At 39.3% G+C, this 22,129-nt stretch carries 17 protein-coding genes; 4 read left to right on the top strand and 13 right to left on the bottom strand.

What is annotated here, in order from left to right; translation table 11 throughout:
- Positions 1–248: 248 nt before the first annotated feature.
- Positions 249–1,943, top strand: coding sequence for a PucR family transcriptional regulator ligand-binding domain-containing protein (locus MKY99_RS05240; protein WP_339269113.1), 1,695 nt, complete (start codon positions 249–251; stop codon positions 1,941–1,943).
- Between the two features lie 62 nt (positions 1,944–2,005).
- Here MKY99_RS05240 and MKY99_RS05235 read toward each other — a convergent pair whose 3' ends face one another.
- From MKY99_RS05235 to deoC, 3 genes are all read right to left on the bottom strand, one after another.
- Entirely contained in the window at positions 2,006–3,205 is a 1,200-nt protein-coding gene (locus tag MKY99_RS05235) for an MFS transporter (protein WP_339269111.1), read from the bottom strand.
- A gap of 137 nt (positions 3,206–3,342) precedes the next feature.
- Positions 3,343–4,119, bottom strand: coding sequence for a DeoR/GlpR family DNA-binding transcription regulator (locus MKY99_RS05230; protein WP_042185310.1), 777 nt, complete (start codon positions 4,117–4,119; stop codon positions 3,343–3,345).
- A gap of 54 nt (positions 4,120–4,173) precedes the next feature.
- The gene (gene deoC / locus MKY99_RS05225) at positions 4,174–4,839 is read right to left on the bottom strand and encodes a deoxyribose-phosphate aldolase (RefSeq protein ID WP_076283948.1); all 666 of its coding nucleotides are present in this window, start codon (positions 4,837–4,839) and stop codon (positions 4,174–4,176) included.
- A gap of 565 nt (positions 4,840–5,404) precedes the next feature.
- Here deoC and MKY99_RS05220 point away from each other — a divergent pair.
- Positions 5,405–5,782 carry a hypothetical protein gene (locus MKY99_RS05220; RefSeq protein WP_339269109.1) on the top strand — a complete coding sequence of 126 codons (378 nt, stop codon included), beginning with the start codon at positions 5,405–5,407 and terminating at the stop codon, positions 5,780–5,782.
- A 122-nt stretch (positions 5,783–5,904) separates the two neighbouring features.
- Here the strand turns inward: MKY99_RS05220 and MKY99_RS05215 are convergent, their stop codons facing one another.
- The 5 genes from MKY99_RS05215 to MKY99_RS05195 all read right to left on the bottom strand — a co-directional run bounded on the left by MKY99_RS05215 (position 5,905) and on the right by MKY99_RS05195 (position 12,923).
- Positions 5,905–7,113 (bottom strand): MFS transporter, encoded by a 1,209-nt coding sequence (locus MKY99_RS05215; RefSeq protein WP_339269107.1) that lies wholly within the window; start codon positions 7,111–7,113, stop codon positions 5,905–5,907.
- Positions 7,114–7,301: 188 nt separating this feature from the next.
- A complete protein-coding gene (locus MKY99_RS05210; RefSeq protein WP_339269105.1) occupies positions 7,302–8,852 on the bottom strand; it encodes a hydantoinase/oxoprolinase family protein in 1,551 nt (516 codons plus the stop codon).
- Entirely contained in the window at positions 8,845–9,948 is a 1,104-nt protein-coding gene (locus MKY99_RS05205) for a DUF917 domain-containing protein (protein WP_339269103.1), read from the bottom strand. The genes MKY99_RS05210 and MKY99_RS05205 overlap by 8 nt, the downstream gene beginning before the upstream one ends.
- Complete coding sequence (locus tag MKY99_RS05200; RefSeq protein WP_339269101.1) at positions 9,945–11,213, bottom strand: cytosine permease; 1,269 nt, start codon at positions 11,211–11,213, stop codon at positions 9,945–9,947. Before MKY99_RS05200 ends, MKY99_RS05205 begins: the two co-directional genes overlap by 4 nt.
- Before the next feature lie 123 nt (positions 11,214–11,336).
- Positions 11,337–12,923, bottom strand: coding sequence for a PucR family transcriptional regulator ligand-binding domain-containing protein (locus tag MKY99_RS05195; protein ID WP_339269099.1), 1,587 nt, complete (start codon positions 12,921–12,923; stop codon positions 11,337–11,339).
- Between the two features lie 222 nt (positions 12,924–13,145).
- Between MKY99_RS05195 and MKY99_RS05190 the strand changes: the two genes are divergently transcribed.
- Positions 13,146–14,123: a tRNA-dihydrouridine synthase gene (locus tag MKY99_RS05190; protein ID WP_339269097.1), complete on the top strand. Its 978-nt coding sequence runs from the start codon at positions 13,146–13,148 to the stop codon at positions 14,121–14,123.
- Positions 14,124–14,273: 150 nt separating this feature from the next.
- Here MKY99_RS05190 and MKY99_RS05185 read toward each other — a convergent pair whose 3' ends face one another.
- From MKY99_RS05185 to MKY99_RS05165, 5 genes are all read right to left on the bottom strand, one after another.
- A complete protein-coding gene (locus MKY99_RS05185) occupies positions 14,274–15,137 on the bottom strand; it encodes a DMT family transporter (protein WP_042185300.1) in 864 nt (287 codons plus the stop codon).
- A 31-nt stretch (positions 15,138–15,168) separates the two neighbouring features.
- Positions 15,169–15,981 carry an MBL fold metallo-hydrolase gene (locus MKY99_RS05180; protein ID WP_339269095.1) on the bottom strand — a complete coding sequence of 271 codons (813 nt, stop codon included), beginning with the start codon at positions 15,979–15,981 and terminating at the stop codon, positions 15,169–15,171.
- 74 nt (positions 15,982–16,055) lie between these two features.
- Positions 16,056–17,663 (bottom strand): extracellular solute-binding protein, encoded by a 1,608-nt coding sequence (locus tag MKY99_RS05175; RefSeq protein ID WP_339269093.1) that lies wholly within the window; start codon positions 17,661–17,663, stop codon positions 16,056–16,058.
- A 72-nt stretch (positions 17,664–17,735) separates the two neighbouring features.
- Positions 17,736–18,632, bottom strand: coding sequence for a carbohydrate ABC transporter permease (locus tag MKY99_RS05170; RefSeq protein ID WP_042185294.1), 897 nt, complete (start codon positions 18,630–18,632; stop codon positions 17,736–17,738).
- Between the two features lie 14 nt (positions 18,633–18,646).
- A complete protein-coding gene (locus MKY99_RS05165) occupies positions 18,647–19,570 on the bottom strand; it encodes an ABC transporter permease subunit (protein ID WP_081951042.1) in 924 nt (307 codons plus the stop codon).
- Positions 19,571–19,819: 249 nt separating this feature from the next.
- On the opposite strand from MKY99_RS05165, the gene MKY99_RS05160 reads away from it, so the two are divergent.
- Positions 19,820–22,096 (top strand): AraC family transcriptional regulator, encoded by a 2,277-nt coding sequence (locus MKY99_RS05160; protein WP_339269091.1) that lies wholly within the window; start codon positions 19,820–19,822, stop codon positions 22,094–22,096.
- Positions 22,097–22,129: the final 33 nt, after the last annotated feature.

Below are 22,129 nucleotides of genomic sequence, written 5' to 3'. Positions count from 1 at the left end.
TTTAATTCCTTATATTTCAAAAAGGTGATTGACCTCCTTTTCACTTCAACAGATGGATGAATGCATTGAATAATATGATTTGGTTACATCATACAAAGGTAACGACGAGCGTAACTACCTTACGCACTTAATATATAATATACTGGTAGGGATCGTCATCGTTTAAGCGAACCAAAAAGAGTGCATCCTATTTGTGCATGTTATACAAGCGAATGTGTTAAAAGTGTGTCTGAGGAGCGTGCCAAAAATTGCTAACTGTTAAAGACTTAATGAAGATCAAGGCTATAGAGGGAATAAAAATTGTTGCTGGAGAACAAGGCATTGATAAATCCATATCCATCGTTAACATCATTGAGAATCCTGACGCCTTTGACTGGCTTTCACCTAACGAACTACTCTTATCAACAGGCTACATCTTTAAAAATAATGCAGAACTACAAAATCGAATTATTAAGGAACTTGCGGAGCTGAACTGTTCAGGATTGGTTGTAAAAATGAAACGGTACTTTGACAAGCTTCCTCAGAACATGATTGATGAAGCCAATAAGTATGGGTTGCCCCTTTTAGAACTGCCCTTTGAATACACACTCTCTAACATGATCTCGATCATTAATGAGAAGGTTTCCGGAAGATATGATTTGCTCAATAGAAAGACTTTAGATATACATAACTTGTTCTTCAAAATCACCCTCGAAGGCGGTGGTATTGCCAAAATAACTTCCATGTTATCCGAAACGATTAGTAATCCTATTATTGTCGTAGACAAGGATTGGCGATTATTGCATCACACTGAACATGCGAAGAACAACAGTCCTCTTGAGTATTATCTTGATTTTTCAAATCGACAGCCTGTTTTTAATAAAGCGTTCATCGATACTATTCCTACCAATCTAAATGAAATGAAAAAGTCTATTAAGAGGACCTATCATTCAGAAGGTGCAGAAATAAAATGTCGAGTGATTCCTGTCGCTGCTTCTAACTATATTTATGGCTATATTGTGATTTGGCAGACAGTGCAAGAGCTATCAGAATTTGATTACATTATTTTGCAGCAAGCCTCCACCATCATGGCACTCGAGCTGATCAAAGCAAAGGAAATTAGCGAACTTGAAATAAGAATTAAGCAGGACTCCATTGATGATTTACTTTCGGGGAAAATATCATCCCATGAAGCGCTGCAAACCTTATGTTATTTACATGGATTAAATCCGGGCTATATGTATTACAGTATGGTGATAAATATTGAAATGAATGAAGCAGACAAGTTTGAAGATATGATTATCGGAAAGTATAAAATGGAGTCCATTGCAAAAAAATGTGTGGACATCATTTATGACTTGTCACATAAAGCGATTGGAGAAATAAAGTGCTTTTATAGAAATAATAGAGTCATCATTCTAGTAGGGCAAAATGAAGAAAGACCTCCTGTTTCTATTAGTGATGCCAAGTTATATGCAAATGAACTGCTTGAGGTCCTTGTTCAAAGAACGAAGGAAACACTCTTAATAGGCATTGGTCAGCAATACAGCACAATCAGCTCGCTGCATAATAGCTTTTCTGAGGCGAACGAAATGATTAAATTGATGCAACAAAAAAACCTTCAAAACAAGGTCTCACATTTCGAAGATTATTCGGTTTACCATCTGTTGGAAGCAAATATCAAGGTCGTTGCCTTAGAAGAATTTTTTCGGAAGTGTCTAGGTAAAATCTATGATCATGATCAATTACATGGTACAAGCTACATGTTAACTTTAGAAAATTACTTTATTAACAATCTGAATGTCACCGAAACTTCAAAGGCTATGTTTTTACACAGAAACACACTTATCTATCGCATTGAGAAAATAAAGGAAATCCTAAATCTGGACTTAAAGCATTCAGAAGAATTACTACGAATTCAAATAGCGCTAAAGATATTTAGTATTTTAAATAAAACGATTTAAAAAAACTCCCCATACAGCAGCAGGGTTCATTATTACACCTGTCTACTACATGGGGAGTCTTTTTATACATACTTATCTCGGCCAGACAACATTCCAAACGTTGTAACTACTCCAGAGATAACGATCAGTGTGATCAGTGGAATCGTCCACACTTGGGTCATATCGTATAAATAACCGATCAATATAGGTCCTATGGCTGCAAGCATGTATCCCGTGGATTGAGCCATTCCAGATAATTCTGCAGCTTGATTTCCATTTCGGGCACGAATTCCGATATAACTTAGCGCCAGTGGGAAATTCCCTCCCAAAGCGATACCAATCAAGATAATACTTAGGATCATTATTGGGTAAGATGAGCCCATCCATAGTCCACCATAACCAACTATAGAGCACATGCCTAATGCAAATGCAATCCACACTTGAGAGCGTAGTCGTCCAGCCAGAATAGGAACAAGAAAACTAGCAGGTACGCCTACAATTTGTGTAAAGGATAGCAACCATCCTGCTGTACCTCTACTTATGCCATAGTTATATAAGATTTCAGGCAACCAAGACATCGTTATATAAAATAATGAAGACTGAAATCCCATGAATAGCGCTATTTTCCAAGCGAGTGGTGAACGCCAGATTTGCTTAGCACTGATCCTTACACTTTTTACTGCATTATCTTTGGCTGGATTTAATCTAATTAGAAGGACCCATACCACGATCGCTATGATTGTCGGAATTCCCCATACGATTAAGGCTCCGTCCCACCCAAGCTTTAGACCATGGGCTAGAGGAATACTAATACCTGATGCTAACGATGCGAACAATCCCATTGAAGTGGAATAGATACTTGTCATTAGACCGAACTTTTGTGGGAATTTCTCCTTCACAACTACCGGCAATAGAACATTTCCGATGGCTATCCCTACTCCAATCAATAGCGTACCAACGAAAATAAAGAGTGTCATTGAAATGGAACGAATGCAAATTCCGACCAAAAGAATAACCAAACCTAACAATAGCGTCTTCTCGTTGGATAAACGAGCAGCGATTCTAGGAACGAGAGACGACATAACAGCGAAGGATATCAAAGGTATACTCATTAATAAACCTGCACTCCAGTGTGCAAGCCCCACATCTTCTTGAATAATGCCCACTAATGGACCTACCGATGTAATCGCAGGGCGTAAATTAAAGGCTACCAGAACAATCCCCGAAATGAGTAAAATGATATATAACGAATTCTTGTTGTCTTGTGTCTGTGGTGAATGCAAAAACTAAATCTCCCCTCAACTAATCAAATGCCAAATGATCTTCAGAATGTAGCATTAGTTATAACATATAAGAAAGTAGTTTAAAAGTATAAAAACAAACAGCGCGCACCGATTGAGTACCGGCACGCGCTGAATTTCTAAGCTAGATAAAGAGAAATATTTAATTGTTTGATTTTCTCAATCCACTCTTCTGATAAACCTCTATCGGTTACAATCGCATCAAAATCATTTAACGAAGCAAAGTAAGTGGATTTAACCATATCAAACTTAGAGGAATCAATCACTAAAATTTTCTCAAGGGCACAATTAATTGCCGCATTCTTTGTGTCCACTTCACAACTGTTCGTGCAAGTAATGCCTAATTTAGCATTAACTCCAGCAGCAGAAATAAATGCTTTTGTTGTTCGTGTTCTACTTATTAAATCCAACCCTTCTCTGCTTTCAAACATTTGAAGTTCTGGACGGTAATGACCACCAATAAGAATAAAATCCTTAAATCCTTTTTTATGAATCTCAATTAATGCGTTCATAGTGCAGCAAACAATTTCTACAGAATGATTTGACGGAATATGTTCGATGATTTGAGCGGTTGTTGTACCAATATCAATAAAAATAATATCGTTAGGCTCGATTAGTGAAGCTGCTAACTTACCTATATTATATTTTTCTGATGCTCGATTATTTTTTTGAGTTGTCAAATCATATTCATCTTGTTTATTCTCATTTGGGTCAGAACCATTATAAATAACCGCACCTGAAACAACTTGAACGATTTTATTTTCTTTTAGATATTTAATATCTCGGCGAACAGTCATTTCTGTGACATCAAGTTGATGTGAAAGTTCTTTGATGGATGCGCCACTTTTATTTTTTAGGATTGATACAATTGTATTTACTCTCTCTTGCTTATCCATACCGGTTCATCCTAACTCTAATAATAAAGTATAATTATCAGAATTATACCATATCTAATACCCCAATACTTCCTGCCCTTTTACAATTTTAACTATGGCACTAGTTCCTAAACGGTCTGCGCCCAAATCGATAAATGCTTTAGCATCATCCAAAGAGCGAATGCCTCCAGCTGCTTTAATCTTCACATTCTGACCTATGTTCTGTGCAAACAGGCTGACATCCTCTTTAGTTGCTCCAGCTTTTGAAAATCCAGTGGATGTTTTGATATAATCAGCACCAGCTTTTGTAACAAGCTCACATACTTTCACTTTTTCCTCTTGGGTGAGCAAACAGGTTTCAACAATAACCTTTAATACTCTACTTCCACATGCATTTTTAATGGCACGTATTTCGTCGCAAACTTCCTCATAACGTCCACTTTTTAAGAAGCCCACATTGATTACCATATCAATTTCCGATGCTCCATTTGTAATTGCATCTGTTGCTTCAAATACTTTAACGGCTTGTGTACTATAACCATTCGGAAATCCGATAACTGTACATATTGCTATTTTGCCCTCTACATAATTTGCAGCTTCTCTAACATAAGCACTTGGGATGCAAACACTGGCCGTCTGGTATTTCATCGCATCATCACATAAATTCTTTATATCATCCCATGTAGCAGTAACATCAAGGAGGGTATGATCTACTTTTCCTAATATATCTTTAACGTCCATTCTGTTCACTTCTCCCTTAATAATTAATTATAAAACATTTAAAATGTTAATATTCTAACAATTGTTATTGCACTACAAAGAACTAATTTTTCCATAGTTATTGATGGATGAATAACCGATCACTGGGTGCGAGCAACTGCAACTAATTAGTGCTCCTAATATGTATCGGTTTAAGTTGTAATTCCTCAGTTTCCGCTACAAATCAGGTTTTCCCCCAATAACTCACAGGAACAATTACTTGTTCTGAATCACACTCCTCCTTCTAATAACTCCAGGATATTTCATTTGTTATATTACCAATATATTTTGTTATATTAATAACATATGTTTGAATTATAACACAATTATGAATATAGTCAATTAAAGTAAAGTTGAAGCCCTTATTCGTGTCATACACCAATACATAGGCAGGAGCATAGACTTTAGGTATCTGTTAATTAGAGGTATCTAAGGAGGTTAATAAGTGGGATATTTTTACTTCAGAAATCCGTACTATGTGTGCCCAGGTCGTAGTTTCCCCCCATTCCAACCAATGACTCCAGGTGGCATGCAATCAGGCGGACCCATGCCCATATATCCTGGAAGCGGCACCCAACAACCAGGAATGCAGACGCATTCTAGTGGTGGCCCGGTATTTGCATATCTAACCATCACTGATATTCAACCTTTCCTCGGAAAATGGGGGATTTTCACCTTAAGTAGTGGTCAAAAGGTTGTAGCCTATGTCAATACAATTAATACTGATTCAATTAGTGTGCTATTTGCAGATGGCAAAAGTGCTGTCATTGACGTAAAAATGATATCCATGGCTGAAGGACCGTTTCCCACAATGCCAGCTACTCCTGGTAGTGGTTCCGGTAGTGGTTCTGGTAGTGGTTCTGGCAGCGGCCCTGGTAACTGCAGTTGGAAAGAAATCCCCGGCCTTGGTTGGATTTGCATATAATAACTCACGATCCGTCTATGGAATTTTTCCTTCCGACGGATTTTTTGTGTTGTTTTACTAGATTACTAGTTGATATAAGAAAAGGCCGCCGGATTATTTCCGACGACCTCTATAACTTCTCTTCAGGTTAAGTTATGATGCTGAGCAATAACCCCTTCTTGAGTTTGCTGATCCAACTTATAACATATCAAAGCAATCACACATGCCGATATCGCCAGGATGGAAGCAGCTATAGGAAGGGAGATTAATCCTCCATGCTGGGCAACCACTCCCCCAATCGCGGATCCTCCTGCGATTCCCAGGTTAGACGCTACTGGATTCAACGATGCAGCAAGGTCCTTCGATCTTGGTGAATACTGCTTGGCCAAATCTATCAAATAGAGCTGAGCTGGTGCGCTAACAATACTCGACATTACGGCTAGCATCATTAGTACGATCATTCCTAGAATCGAGATCGATGCGGTCAAACTAAAGATGATATAGACCACAGCTTGGATAAGAAATACGAATCTAAGCTTACTTACCGCATTTCCGGTTGCAACCTTGCCTCCAATCCAGTTGCTGACAATCGTGGCAATCCCGTATACAAACAGTACGCCACTAACCGAGCTCTTAGGAATATTCATCACTTGCTCCAGCAATGGTGTAATGTACGTGTACATCACAAACACCGCTCCCACTGCCGTAACTGGAATGAGAAACGCAAGAATAATGCGTCCATTCGTGAGCAGTTCGATCTGATCCTTAAGTGAGCTAGGCACAGGCTTCGGTAGTTTGCGTGGAATATAGGCATAATTTAGCGCGATGGCAATTCCGGCTAATACCCCATTTAGAACGAATGCTGCAGGCCAGTTGAAATACTGCCCTACAAAAGTGCCGATCGGTACACCAAATACATTCGCAACAGCGAAACCGCTCAAAATTGTAGCGATCGCTTTGCCTCTTTTCTCCGGGTCCACCGCTTCATTCGCTACCGTAATGGCTACAGAAAGAACAAAACCACATAGTACGGCAGTAACTATTCTAGTCACTAGCAGCATACTGTAGGTTCCAGTTATAGCACTCCACAAATTCAACAGCAGAATCAATACAAGCGATACAAGAATCGTAATCCGTTTCGGGATACGGCTGAACAAAGACATCATAATGGGTGTGCCAATGGCATAAGCGATCGCGAAACCAGATACCAAGCCCCCGGATGTCGCTAACGTTACTCCGAGGCTCGAGGATATTTCCGAGAGTAAACCAACGATAATATACTCCGTCGTACCCAGAATAAACGCCATAAAAGTAAACGAGAAAATCAATGCGTTCTGTCGTGATGTTGTCATGGTGCTCTCCATCCTATTTATCTCTATTTTTATAAGAACATACCTACTCATAATACTCATTTAGACTATATTGAGCAATCCTATTTTTCATAAAAAAAGAAGCTTCACACAAGTTCAAAGAACTCATGAGAAGCTTCTAGTTTTACATCATGGAATTATTTTGCATCAAAGAGCCGTTCAAAAGGTCTCTAACTCATTTTACCTACAACCTTAACTCTTAACCGGGTTGCATTTTCCGGATGATAGGCAAGTGGCGTCTCTTCAACCTCAACCAATTTAATCGTAGTAGGATCGGCTCCTGCCAATACCGCTTGTTTCACCGCTTTTTCCTCAGCATCCCTTAACGACTGCTCTCGCGGCTCTCGCGAATAAATATAAATTTGTTCATACTGTCCGCTAATTTGAGAAATCGATGCACCGATGGCATTGGCAACTCCACCGTTCTCTACTTTAATAATGCTGGCTACTCCGGGAATTCCATCTGGAATAATAACACTGCCCCCGCCTACAAGTACAATCTGTACATCTTCGGAAGAAGTTTTCATCTTATCAATCGCCTTGGCTATGATCGAAGAAATTACGGATAGGACTTGTTTGGAAAATTGTTCATCGATGTGACTTACTAAACTTTTATCTCCCACGTCAGCTAACCCAAGGCGAACCGCAATATCCGTCGTAGTCAAGGTGCTTCCACCAAATACGAGTGCTTCTTCTGTGATCTTATAGCCCACGCTATCCGGCCCAACTGTAATCTTGCCATTGTCTACGCGAACAATACTTCCGCCGCCAAGTCCTACAGAGATAATGTCTGGCATTCTAAAGTTCGTGCGAATATCTCCTACTTCCACTGCTACAGAAGACTCTCTTGGAAATCCATCCTGTAAGACACCGATATCCGATGTGGTGCCACCAACATCGAGTACCATCGTATTTTTAATGTTCGCTAAATAAGAAGCTCCCCGGATGCTATTTGTTGGTCCACAGGCAATCGTAAGGATCGGAAATTGCTTAGCATATTCAATCGACATAAGTGTACCGTCATTTTGGCATAAGTACACCTCAGCGCCTTGAATCCCTTCTGCTTCTAACGCATTTTCAAAACCTGTGCTAGTGGTCTCGATGACTTTGCATAAAGCCGCATTCAGTATGGTTGCATTCTCACGTTCAATCAGGCCAACAGACCCGATCAAGGAGGAGCAAGAAACCGGATAATTTGTCCCGTATGCTTCCCAGATTAAGTCTCGAACCTTGAGCTCCTGGTCATTTTTGATGGATGAGAACACACCAATGATCGCAATAGATTCTACTTTATTTCGCCATTCTACTAGAAGCTCTTTAATCTCCTCCTCATCAAGCTCACTGAGCAACTTACCATCATATTCATACCCACCATGAACTAATGCATAGTTTCCTGATAGTTTTTCCACCATGTCTTTAGGCCAAGCCGTATATGGCAGAACAGAAGCGGTAGCAGGGAATCCTAACCGAATCACACCAACTTTGGCTAATTTCTTCCGTTCCACAATGGCATTAGTACACTGCGTTGTCCCAAGCATTGCATGTGTGATTTTCGTTTTATCAATGCTCGCTTCCTTCAATACATTACGCAGTGACGTCTCAATCCCCGTTTTTATATCCAGTGTCGTTGGGGATTTAACGCTATGAATTAATCGGCTTTGCTCGTCCAAAATAATAGCATCGGTATTCGTGCCACCTACATCTATTCCAATTCTAAACATGTTTAGCCACCGCCTTACTCACCAATTCTTCAATAGGAGCATAATCGTAATCATACCCAAAGTATCTCGGTCCTACCGTTTCGATTCCTTTTTCCGTTCTCCATTTAGGATGTGCCGGTAAGCCAATGACGCGTACGCGTTTTCCATATTTCAAGCTCTCTGTTGTAACAGGCAATAAAGTTTCATAATCGACTAAGCATATTAAATCCGGGGTCATGGCTACAACCTGGCCATTTTTCTTGGCAAGCAGATTCTCATTTTGAAAATATACCTTCATCTGCTCCTCTTTATTTCCTTCAATGCCCTCTAGGTTCATTTCCCCAAAATTGAAGCCGCCTTTGGTTTCCCGGATGACATCTGTTATTTTCCCTTGAAACAGCTCGTAACCGGATGTCAGGTTTAGAAGCTCTTCAAGCTTGTCTTTTGCATCTCTGTTGTTTGAAGAAATGATCTCTCCAATCTGCTCAGATAGCGTCACGATGTTATGGACACCGCTGTTCTTGATTTGAGCCCCAGTCGTTGGATACAGACTTACCAAAGCACTAGCTCCCATCTCCACAGTAGCTGTACGGGCTAACCGTTCGGTCCATTTATTATCGATCGTCTCAAAAATACCAATGTTCCCTTTTTCATCCGAAATTGCGAGCGGCGCAGCCGAAATGCCATCCAGGTTAAACGTCACCATCTGCAATTCAGGAAATGCCCTACCCATCCCATCGCAATCAATAAGCGGTAAATTCAGCTGTGCTGCAACGACGATCGGAATCATCGAATTGACTCCGCCTGCTTCCATCGGAAATGTGCCTGTAATTTTTTCTCGGCCCAAATATTTGGCCAGCATCTGAAATACCTTAACAAACTCATCGCCTTTCGGAAATTTCTCCACTAATACAGAAGGCGCACCCATCATGGCGGAAGGAATGAAAAAGTCTTCATCCTCGATTTCATCCACAGAAAAAAGTCTTACAGGTCCGTACTTTTCAATAGCCGAAAGAGCCATGAGTTTACCGATGTAAGGATCTCCTCCTCCACCTGTGCCTAAAAATGCAGCGCCTACGGCAATATGTTCAATCGATTGTTCATCTAAATATCTCATTTATTTCCCTCCAATATGACAGTTTTTGAGGCAGTAAATCGGTAGCAGACAATATATAAGACAAATGAAATGACGATACCGAGTAATGGCTGATTTGATAATTGAGGTAAGCTTGGGAAAAAGGACAGCACAACGGGCATACAAGCAATAATGGATCCGACCAGCCAAGAAAATACCCCTAGACGATTAACGCCCTCTGTTTCCTTCCAACGATTCTTATCGCCTTTATTCATGATCCAATAGGATGCAATCATTACCCCTGCTACCGGCGGAACCATAGCTGACAAGATCGACATCACTGGCGTGAAATAATTCAAGATACCGATCACAGCGAGTACAGTCCCGATGAGTCCAGCAATCCCTACTGCCCATTTCTCTTTTTCTTTGGAAATATGCAATACATTGGTAAGCGCAAATCCACCCGAGATTGCGTTGACCATATTCGTTTTCCAAGCAGCCAGAATCAAAACAGTACCCCCAATAAAAGGCGTTGTAATATTTATAAAGACGGCCGCAATATCGCTAGTCTGGTAAGCAATCGATAAAATAGCACCCACACTAATCATCAGTACGCCAGAAGGAACAATTCCGATTAACGCTGCTTTTAATACGTCAGAACGTTTTCTTGAGAACTGAGAGTAGTCGCCTGCAATGACAGCCCCTAAGGCAAATGAGCCTATTGTTACAGCTAAGCCATCCATGAAATTCATATGCTTCTCAGGTTGGTAGCTCCAAATGTTCTGCATGGAATCCATAGTGAACACTTGAACTAAACCATATATGCAAATCACGATTAATAAAGGTACTGCAATATAACTTAGTACTCTCAGCACTTTCATTCCGTACATTGCTGAGATCACCATAACCAAACCGCTAATTAAAGAAGCAAGGGGAACTGGGACTATCACTCCATACTCCGCCAGCAGGTTCGCCAGTGCCGCCCCGCATACATTAGCCTGAATCCCGAACCAACCGAGGCAAGCAATAGCGAGAATAATGGATAAAATCGTTCGCGAGCCTTTTTTGCCAAAGACTTGGGCTGCGACTTGAACGGTTGTTTTCCCAAGATCCGTACTCTGAATCCCCTGAAGTATCATAAGGACAACGATAATGGCGTACCCTAAAAAAGCGATCAATAATGTCATAGGTAAGCTCATACCAGATATCAACGTATTCCCAACCAGGAGGCCAGGTATACTGATCACCGCTCCGGCCCATACCATCCCCAGAGTGAACCAAGACTGAGGTGCTCCGTCCTTTCTCATGTTAGTTCTCCTCCTCGAAAAGTAATTTTTCTTATTATAGAAGGAACCATGAGATTACGTCTTTTTCTAAAATAAAAAAAAATCCGTGATTTTTGTCTTATTCGACAAAAACTACGGATTATACTAGCTATGTGTGAGTCGATAAATCATGCAAGCGATATACACATCGTAAGATTCGGAGTTGACGGTTACATCATAGCCAATTAATTCACTGATCTTTCTAATACGATATTTTACTGTATTTTTATGAACAAACAGCATTTTCCCACAGTTATCAAAATTCCCCTTTGCATCTAACAAGAAGGTTATGAGTGTTTTTATCGACTCTGGATCACCTAGAATGGGGTCAATCACAGACATCCATTCTTCAAGTATTTCTTCTCCCTGTTCACTTAACTCAATAGCTTGTTTCATAGAACGCATCTCGGCTGCTGTGAACAATTTACGATGCTCATACATCAGATGGACTTTCCGTCCCACACTGTTCACCAGCCGATACATGCGTCGTACATCTTGTGTATTTCTCATTCGGGGAGCATAGACCATTTCGGAAATAAGCGGGGCTGAATTCGTCGTGTCAATATACTCCCCTGCAATTTCATACTCATTGTACTTGTAAGAGCAATTTCCCATAAGGGCTATTATACAATGATCGATAGTTTGAATGACCGCCGTTTTATAATATTTGAACAAATGCTCTTCCAGCTCTTCACGAATTTGTTTCTCTTGCGATAAATCGTGAATATATACTAACCACATCATCTGAATGGAAGAGACATCAATGTGGAGAAAATGAGCCAGTCTTCGCATTTTTTCGCTTTCATCATTAATAATTGCTTTTACCAAGGCATATTCGCTAACCTCGTTATGCTTATCCCCCCACAAATTGATCGCTACTTGTACAACCTCGCTGATTTTATCGATGGTCTTCGCAGGTAATTTTGAGTTCTCTTTAATCAAAAATAAATGCAGCGCTTCTCCGTTTTTTTGATGAATACTCTTGTATTCCACATAGCAATTTGAAACAGGCTCTGCTTGTCCTTTCGTCATATTCATCAAATAGGGGGCGAAGGTCTCAATAATATACCCCACGTTTAACGATGAATTACGGGGCCACATTACTTGATTTACGATATCTAACTGGGTGTTCGTCAGGATGACGTTCGCTTTCAGCCGATCAGACAATATTTTCAGCGTAATTTCAACGCTCCGTGAGTGTTCTGGCAAAAGGGATACTTTCTCTAACGCTTCATTTACAAAATTATCATTGATCGTCTGATTGTTCAGAACAATCGCTTCCATCACTTCATAAATCACTTCGTTGTAACGAAGTGAAAAATCATTTTCCGGCATACAAATGATGATGAAATTTTTGGACTCTGCTAATTGCAGTACCTCGTCAGCTACTTCAGGAATGATAATTCCTACATAGTATAAGATCAACCCTACTTCTCCAAGCTCGTGCAAGTACTCAATCGTTTCACACTGTTTCTCTACACTGTCCTTAATGGAGTAAAAAGAGCTGATCACTATCTCTTCCGCATACCACTCTTCTTGAATGGAATGGACAATTCGAGAAGAATAATCCGCATTTGAAACCTCTAGTACGGATAAAGAAGAAATGGTGCGGTGTAGATTATTATTTCCAGTTAGCACCTTTGCTCCTCGAAAGGAAGGAAGTTGCAGCATATCTTTTACAGTTATCCCCATATCTTCACCACTTCTACTGTATTGTTATCTCATGTTGCCATTAATAAAGCTTTATACATCTTATTTTAGCACTTCAAGCTATAAGCTATGTATATTGATTTCGCTGTATGTATTCTCCTTTCTTCTGTGCAATAAACGAAAAAAAATGATAATATGTATGTTGGGTAAAAGGTCTTTGCTATAACTTATATGTTTTTATATATCGCAACAAGAGGAGATAATATGAGTAACGAACAAAACTTTTGGCTTGATTTACCGAAGCCGTTTTTTATATTAGCACCAATGGAAGATGTCACAGATGTTGTATTTCGTCACGTCATTAGTGAAGCTGCCAAACCCGACGTGTTTTTCACAGAATTCACTAATACAGAAAGCTATTGTCACCCTGTAGGAAAAGACAGTGTACGTGGTCGATTAACGTTCACAGAAGATGAGCAACCAATTGTCGCTCATATTTGGGGTGATAAACCTGTATTTTTTGAACAGATGAGTATTGATATGAAAAAACTTGGTTTTCGCGGTATCGATTTAAACATGGGATGCCCCGCACAAAACGTCGCGTCCAATGGAAAAGGTGCTGGATTAATACTACATCCTAAGGTTGCAGCAGAAATTATTCAAGCAACAAAAGCCGGTGGATTGCCGGTTAGTGTTAAAACAAGATTGGGTTACTCTGAGATTGATGAGTGGCGGGATTGGTTAACACATATATTGAAGCAAGATATTGCGAATCTTTCCATTCACCTTCGTACAAAAGAAGAAATGAGTAAAGTAGATGCACACTGGGAGTTAATCCCTGAAATAAAAAAATTACGCGATGAAATTGCTCCAAATACGTTATTAACTATAAATGGAGATATCCCGGACCGCGCAACAGGATTAAAGTTAGTTGAGCAATACGGCGTTGATGGTGTCATGATTGGCCGCGGCATCTTCACCAATCCATTTGCTTTTGAAAAAGAACCTAAAGAACATAGTCCAAAGGATTTTCTCAATTTACTTCTATTACAGTTGGATCTTCACGATAAATATTCAAATGAACTCGAGCCACGTTCATTTAAACCACTTCTTCGCTTTTTCAAAATCTATGTTCGTGGATTTAGAGGCGCAAGCGAATTAAGAAACCAATTAATGGATACAAGATCAACAGATGAAGTACGTCGTTTAGTAAAAACTGTTTTAGAACAAGAATTAGAATGAGGCATATTCACCTGTGAATTGCCCCGTTAATTAGACAGTATAAAACTATCTAATGCTTAACAGAATGAAAGGCCTCTCGTATTCCTACGAGAGGCCTTTCATTTTTACCCTATACGGTCAGAACGTAGTCCTCAATTCTAGTAAATCAACTTATCCCCATATGGCAATGGAGATGATCCCGCAGGTAATCACAGCCGACATGATAATTCTTCGTACTCCTTGCTTCTCTTTTAGTACAAGTATGCCAAGAATCGTACCTACAACCGTTCCAATTTCTCGTATTGGCGCAATTGAAGCTAGTGGAGCAAGCTTCATCGCCATCAGAAACATAAAATAAGAAGCTGGCGAGCAAATACAACCAATCAAGATCATTTTCCAGTTTTGTTGCCATTCCCTTATAATTTGTGCACGACCGGCTCTTATAACCATGAAGAAAGCGACGATTACATAATTAATATTGGATAATTCAAGCGTTGATAGTGGAGATAATTGCTGGACAATTAGTTTGTCCATTAATGTATAGCCTGCAACACACATCCCTACTACAATTGCATAAAAAATGGATATAGAATGAGTCGTTTTCCCTTGATTTGCATGACGATTAACGATTCCACTAATAATAAAGAGCCCTACTATGATACAACAAAAGCCTATCCAGCCTACTAGAGTTAAGGAATCCCCGAATAACACAACACTTAACAAGGTCACTAGCATGACACCAGTACCTCGCATGATTGGATAGGTCTGCGATAAATCACCATAGGAATACGATTTAGAGAGGAAAATGAAGTACGACCCTTGAAATAAAGCAGATATCGCCATATAGCCAAGTGTCTCCGCATGAAGCTCAACTTGAAGCAGCTCAATAATAAAATAAGGTAATAGAGCAAGTGTACCAACAATATGAATCGACCAGAGAAATACGTATTTATTCAGACTTCTCTTTGTAAATAGGTTCCATACCGCATGGGTAATACCTGAAAATAAAACTAAAAAGAATGCCATTGAAATCATAGAAATATCCTCATTTCACTTATGCGCTAACTCATATGTCCAGTTGCATCCCATCAAATGCTACTGTAATCCCATTCGGCTCAAAAATATGAACCAAATCTTCATGCAACAGATGAGCATTATGAGAGAAATGAGTGACTACGATTCGCCCTTCTGCTTTCATAACAAAATTCTCGATTAACCATTCCCGTGTTTTTAGAGTATCTTCAACATTCATGTGAACTTCACAATTTGGGGCATTCCCAGTCGTACATTCTAGAATAGCAAGATCCAGTTTTTTTCCTTTCAACCAGTCCCAAGTCTGTTTGGGAAACCAACCGCTGTCGTGACCATAGAAAATGGCTTTTTCATCCTTTTCTATGTAATACAATAAACAAGTTTCTTTAGAATCATGATTGGCAAGCAATGGCGTAATCGTAGCTGTTTGTGTTTGTACGGTTTCAAAGGGCTTCAAGTTGTGAAGTTGGAAGCGATGCCTTTCCGTGGCAAGCAATTGACTACAGTGCTTAATAGGCAAATCATGACCGTATAGATGAAGTTCTTCCTCTTCATTAAATTGAGCATAACCAAGCGCACGAATCAGTAAATCTTCAGGATACAAATGATCGGAATGTGAATGTGTAAACAATAAATCGCGAACCTTATCCATATCTACAGAATCACGAATGGAATGATGTAAGGTGTCCGCCGGAAAATCAATCTTAAGTATTTCATCAATCAAGACCGAAGTGCGTGTACGAATATTTTTTCCACCACGTACTTTGGCATGCTTGCAAGTCTCGCAATGACAGAATAACGAGGGAATCCCTTCAAATGCAGCCGTTCCATGAAAAAGAACCTTCATAAATATACCACCCTTGTAGTAGAGAACAACAGGAGGTTAATCCTGTTGTTCTCTCTAAGTAACTCTAGACTAGCTTACTGAATGTTATTATCATCCAAATACTGCAACCATTGCTTCGTGTATTCCGCTTGAATTTTATCGAGACCAGCTTTTTTCGCCTTTTCCATAAATAACTTCAAGCCGGCTTCAACATCCTTAACCATACCATCATTCAAAGGATATAAGTACTGCTTTTCAACTTGTAGAAGGGCCGCCTTCTCTGCTTGATAAGACGTCCAATCCTCTCCGAAACCTTGGAAAATATTCGGTTTTGCTATCTTATCCATTTCATCGAACATGTCTAACACAGCTTGATAGCTCTTATCAAACAACATGAACTCCGGATTTCTCCATGCCCATCCATTCATACCTTCTCTTGTGAATCCATTTGATTGGGCATCACCAAGCATTTTGTAATATTTTCCATCTTCAATTTCAAAATGCTTGCCTTCAATACCGTATTGCGTCAGCCAATTGTAGCGTTTATCCGTGACCAATTTCTCATAGAAAGCAAGAGCTCTCTCTGGGTTTTTGCTGCTGCGTGGAACTGCAAAGCCATTATGAATCGGGTGAACGGGTGAAGAGAATCCTTTCATGTTCGGATACGGGGAATAGCCTAGCTCCCAATCCGGATGCAGTGATTTCACTTTGACAACAGCATCACCAAAGCGGTTAGGATTCTCACTTCCCAAAATTGCTGCGGCTTTACCGGCAGCAAATATATCACTACCACTATCTTTAATGTTCAGCATATTCTTCATAAAGTACCCTTTTTCTTGCCAACTCCTGAACATTTTCAAATCTTCCAAATGCTGTGGAGAGCCCCAATAGCTGGATACGTCTCTTGGAGTGTCATACATGATGCTAAGTCCATATGGAACTTTATCGTTGGTATTCACAGTTTTAGTAGTCATTTGACGGATGGAATCTACATGACTAACCTCAGTATCCGCCAGAGGTAGCATATCCGGTTCATTTTTGCGTATGCCATCCAAATACTGCTCTAGCGTTTCGAGTGATTCCGGCTTTGGCAAATTATACTTTTTACGCAAATCTTCCCGATAGGCAATACCATCATTTACATACTCCTTCCAGATAGCTGGAACGGTGTAAATTTTCTTGTCAACCTTGACTGCTTCCCAGAAATCCTGTGGTACATATGCTTGTAGCTTAGGTGCAGCCTTCGGTAGGAGATCATCTAGCGGAAGGAAAGCCCCTTTCACCGCATATGACTGGTAATTTGTCCATTCTGCCGTAAAGATCAGGTCAATCGGCTGTCCTGAGGACAACAGAAGCTTATACTTCGACTCCCAGTCTGTCCAGGTTGTGAAGTTGAATTTGACGGTTGCATTCAAATCTTCTAATGCCATTTTGTTAACTTCATCCTGAATGAGATTTAAATCCTTTGGGGCATCGCCCAGCATATAGAACTGAAGCTCTACTTTCTTGGATGTGTCGATTCCAGTCGCTTCTGATGCTTCTGGTGCTGGAGTACTGGTATTCGAATTCGAATTCGAATTCGTTGTTGATTCTGACGATGCCTCCTTAGTATTCGTGCTATTACTACTGCAGCCAGCAAACAAACTTGCAGTTAAGAATAAAGAAGTGCCGATCGTTAACAATTTCTTTTTTCCTTTTCTCATACTAACCCTCCCCTTAATTAAATGATCTATGTCAGCCGATCGCATACGAGTTCCCTTCGTTTGCTTTCGGTACTAACCCTTCACTGCACCAATCGTTAATCCCTTCACAAAATATCGCTGCACAAACGGATATAAGAAAATAATGGGTCCAGTAACGACGATCGCCATTGCCATCTTGGTCGACTCTGTCGGAATGTCACGCCCTAGGGTTACACCGGTTCCAGTGGCCATTTGAGAAACGAACATCATGGTATTGATCGTGTTATACAAGTAGTATTGAAGCTGATACATGCTAACGTCATTAATGAACAAAGAAGACATGAACCAGTCGTTCCAGTACGTCAGAGCAAGGAACAGACCGACAGTCGCTATGCCAGGCATAGCAAGCTTCAGCACGATACTGTAGTAGATCCTAAAGTCGTTCGCGCCATCGATTTTGGCCGATTCGAATAATTCTTCCGGAATCGCAGATTTGATAAAGTTTTTCATTAAAATAATGAGAAAAGGTGTCATAAGACCAGGTAATATCAGTACGGCATAGGTGTCTGCCAGCCCAAAGTATGTAGTCAGCATGATGTACCAGGGCACAAGCCCCCCTCCAAACAGCGTTGTGAAATAAATGAAGAAGGACAAATGATTGCGATACTTGAAATCTTTCCTCTGCAGAACGTAACCCGCCATCGTAATAAGAAACAATCCCACCAACGTTCCAATCACAGTTACAAAAATCGTTACACCATAAGCCTTGATTAGCTGAGTTGGAAAGATAAATACCATTTCATAACCTTCCAGCGAGAACACTTTAGGAATCAAGTGAAAACCGTCGCGAATAATGGATTCATTGGCTGTCAATGAGCCTGAAATGATTAGAAGGAAAGGAAAGAGACAGAGCAAAGAAAAAATCATAATAATCAGGTAAGCCATCATGCGGAAAACTCTAGAACTTAGAATGTTGTCATCCAATGTAATCCCTCCTCCCTACTTTAGAACAATGCGTAGTCATCATTAATTTTCTTGATGATATAATTCACTGTCATAATCATTACAAATCCGAAGATAGACTGATACAAACCAGCAGCAGTTGCCATACCAATATCAAAATTAACTTTCAAAGATCGATAAACGTAAGTATCTACAATATCCGTAACGTTGAAGAGCACTCCGTTGTTCCCGACAAGCTGATAGAACAGATCGAATTGACCTTTCATAATGCTTCCGAGTGCAAATAAGAGCAGAATGATAAATGTTGACTTCAGCATAGGTATGGTAATATACCAGATTCGCTGAAAAATATTTGCACCATCAATTTTGGCAGCTTCGTAATACTCATCGCTAATTCCCATGATGGATGCAAGATAAATGACCATGGAATAACCCAGGTTCTTCCATAAATAAAATGCTGTAATCAGAAATGGCCAGAGCCATGGTGTATTGTATATGTCTACTGGATCCAATCCGAACGATTTGAGTAACTGATTAACAAAACCAGAATCAGCATTAAACATGTTAAACGCTAAAACACTAATCAGAACAAACGAAACGAAGTAGGGTAGAAACATAATGGATTGTGATAACTTTTTAAATAGCTTCCCTCGGACTTCACTTAATAGGATTGCTGCCCCTATAGATACCGCGTTACCTAATATGATAAAAACCACGTTGTATCCAAGCGTATTGATTGTCAACTTCAACAGAATTCCAGATTGCGTTAAAAATTTAAAATTGTCTAATCCTACAAACGGACTTCCAAATAAACCACCTGCAAAATCATAACTTGTGAATGCATAATAGATGCCGACCATTGGAGCATAAGAATTTATTAAGAAAAAAAGCAGTGTCGGTGCTATCATCAAAAACATGATTTTATTCTTATTTAATTCATAAAAAAAACCTTTCTTCTTAAACATGACTGACCTCCTCCTGAATAGAATTGCTCGTGAATCTTACTTCCAAATCATAGAAGAAGCGGATTCGATAATATACTGTACAATGACACACATTGCTGTAATCTCCGTATTTGTGAAGTATGAAATTTCTGTACTTTTGTGAATATTCACTACATTTAACCTAATTTCGGCTGCTGGATTTATAAATTTGATTGAAAGCACCAGACTGATGATTTATACTCAGACCAGCGATGAAAGGGGTTTCAAAAAATGATAAAACATTGGTCTAAAGAGCATAAAAAAGTTTACAGCCGAATACTCCTTGGCTCTATTGGATGTGTTGTTATTACCCTTTTGATAACTTCAACTATTCTTTATATGAACTTTACAAGCATCGCACTTAAACAAGTTTATCGTTCCGATTCAAATAGTCTAAATCAAATTAAAACGCAATTATCTACTATGACAGAGACTGTTACCTCACTGTCCTCCCAGATTTACTATGATTCTGCGGTATCTAAGTTGTTGTATTATGCGGACTTGAATATCTATGATGTCATTTTTGCACAGCAACAACTTGATAACTATCGCGCATCCTTACCATTCATTGAATCCATTTATGTATATAATGCGAAATCCAATCAGTTCTATATTAGTTCCAATAATTCACGAAGCGGAATTCAACCGAAGTCCGAACTGGATGATGATGGAATTCTAGACCTTTTTATGAAATTCAAAGAACATCGCCCCTTTCAACCGATTCCCAGAACCTATAACATCGGTTCGGTTCAGACCACTCCAGTATCAAGCTACACTTACTTATGTTATAGCGTCATTGATGATAATAAAGATTTAAATACAGCTGTTGTTGTCAATATCTCGGCATCATGGTTAGGCCTGCGAATGGATCAGTCGGGGAAAGAGATCTCGGAGAATAACACGTTTATCATTAATCAGGATGGAATATTATATTCCAGTAGTGATAAGCAAGAGATGCTAACTGATATATCTGATAAAACCTATATACAGAAAATTATTCAGGATACATCAGAATCTACATATTTTGTAGACACTGTGGATGGAGTTAAATCTTTAATAACGTTTACTACACCCGATTCATTAGGCTGGAAATATGTTCGGATTACCCCTTATAGCAATATCACTCAAGAAATAAATGAAATGAGGTATCGAATATTATTTATCTGTATTGGCATTCTTCTCTTAGGATTGTTGATTTCGTTAACTTTATCCCATAGCATATATCGCCCGATTGACAAAGTCATACGCAAGTTCAAAACCCTGGAAACAGAAAGACGTAACCATCAACATATTCTCAAACAGGATTTTCTTAGAAATACGATTTTAGGTAGAGAAACGAATAATGCTGAGGTATTACAACAGAAATTACATTACTTCAATTCAGAGCTTATGGTTAATAATAAATCACTGATTGTTTTGATAAGGATCGATCAATTCCCCACAGTCCTCGAGAAATACAAAGAAGATATAAAATTGCTCAAATATGCCATAATGAACATTTGTACAGAAATTTCTTCACCGATCTTTCAAGTCGAAGCCATTGATATGGGGGATGATAGTCTTTTACTTTTGCTAAACTTTCATGATCCGCTTTATATAACGGAACGGGATTCGTTGATTGAAATGGCAGAGCTTATGCAGTTGTCAATCACCAAACATTTAAAATTATCCATCACGATTACCTTTAGTCCTGTGAAGGAATCCATTGAGCAATGCATCTTAGTCTACAAGCAAGTACTTGAGGCTTCTTATCATCGATTATTCAAAGGATACGGCAGCATCCTCTTTTCGGTTGACATTATGAACTTAAAAACCAAAGAATATATGTTTCCAGTTCACAAAGAAAAACAGTTCATTGAATCCTTGATGTCAGGAAATGCGGAAAAGGCACGGAGCATCTATATTGATATCGTAGGAGAAATATCAGAATATTCTTTTACCGTTGTTCAACTTGTCGTATCGCATTTAGCACTTACTGTTAATAACGTCTTGCGAACATTAAAAAAGAACAATGCGATTTTAACATTACCCGAATTCGATACAACGTTCTTACTACCAAATCATGTTGAAACCATGGAAGAAATCAACACTCCATATTTCAAGATATTTGAAGAAATAAGTGAAAAACTCGAAGAGAAAAGAAGTACAAAACAAGAAGATCTCATTAGAAAAGTACATCAAATTATTGAGCGAGATTATAGTAATTCCAACCTGTGCATAAATTCAATTGCAGACGAGCTCTCGATGTCTCCAATCTATTTGAGCCGGTTATATAAACAATTAACTACAAAAGCACTACCCGATATAATTAGTGAAATGCGGTTGAATAAAGCCAAAGAGCTGTTGAAGACCTCTGAATGTACCATTGTTGATATCGCAGAAAAAACTGGATTTACTAGTAGTTCGTATTTTTATCGTTTATTTAAGAATAGTACTGGTATAACCCCGAGCGATTATAGAAAAAAAAGAGACCCTCTACAATTTTGTGCAGCAAGCGAAAAAAAATGATACTATGTATGATGGGCAAAATGTTGTAAAAGA

The organism is Paenibacillus sp. FSL R5-0470, from assembly GCF_037975205.1.
In the GTDB taxonomy this organism is placed as follows: domain Bacteria; phylum Bacillota; class Bacilli; order Paenibacillales; family Paenibacillaceae; genus Paenibacillus_AQ.
Note: the sequence above shows the minus strand (reverse complement) of the source record. Positions and strands in the feature narration are given on the sequence as shown.

Bases quoted from the DNA above. Each gene is read 5' to 3' on its own strand.
- MKY99_RS05230 (WP_042185310.1), bottom strand. From the start codon at position 4,119: ATGGATAAGCAAGAGAGAGTAAATACAATTGTATCAATCCTAAAAAAT.
- deoC (WP_076283948.1), bottom strand. From the start codon at position 4,839: ATGGACGTTAAAGATATATTAGGAAAAGTAGATCATACCCTCCTTGAT.
- MKY99_RS05220 (WP_339269109.1), top strand. From the start codon at position 5,405: ATGCCCATATATCCTGGAAGCGGCACCCAACAACCAGGAATGCAGACG.
- MKY99_RS05215 (WP_339269107.1), bottom strand. From the start codon at position 7,113: ATGACAACATCACGACAGAACGCATTGATTTTCTCGTTTACTTTTATG.
- MKY99_RS05210 (WP_339269105.1), bottom strand. From the start codon at position 8,852: ATGTTTAGAATTGGAATAGATGTAGGTGGCACGAATACCGATGCTATT.
- MKY99_RS05205 (WP_339269103.1), bottom strand. From the start codon at position 9,948: ATGAGATATTTAGATGAACAATCGATTGAACATATTGCCGTAGGCGCT.
- MKY99_RS05200 (WP_339269101.1), bottom strand. From the start codon at position 11,213: ATGAGAAAGGACGGAGCACCTCAGTCTTGGTTCACTCTGGGGATGGTA.
- MKY99_RS05195 (WP_339269099.1), bottom strand. From the start codon at position 12,923: ATGGGGATAACTGTAAAAGATATGCTGCAACTTCCTTCCTTTCGAGGA.
- MKY99_RS05190 (WP_339269097.1), top strand. From the start codon at position 13,146: ATGAGTAACGAACAAAACTTTTGGCTTGATTTACCGAAGCCGTTTTTT.
- MKY99_RS05185 (WP_042185300.1), bottom strand. From the start codon at position 15,137: ATGATTTCAATGGCATTCTTTTTAGTTTTATTTTCAGGTATTACCCAT.
- MKY99_RS05180 (WP_339269095.1), bottom strand. From the start codon at position 15,981: ATGAAGGTTCTTTTTCATGGAACGGCTGCATTTGAAGGGATTCCCTCG.
- MKY99_RS05175 (WP_339269093.1), bottom strand. From the start codon at position 17,663: ATGAGAAAAGGAAAAAAGAAATTGTTAACGATCGGCACTTCTTTATTC.
- MKY99_RS05165 (WP_081951042.1), bottom strand. From the start codon at position 19,570: ATGTTTAAGAAGAAAGGTTTTTTTTATGAATTAAATAAGAATAAAATC.
- MKY99_RS05160 (WP_339269091.1), top strand. From the start codon at position 19,820: ATGATAAAACATTGGTCTAAAGAGCATAAAAAAGTTTACAGCCGAATA.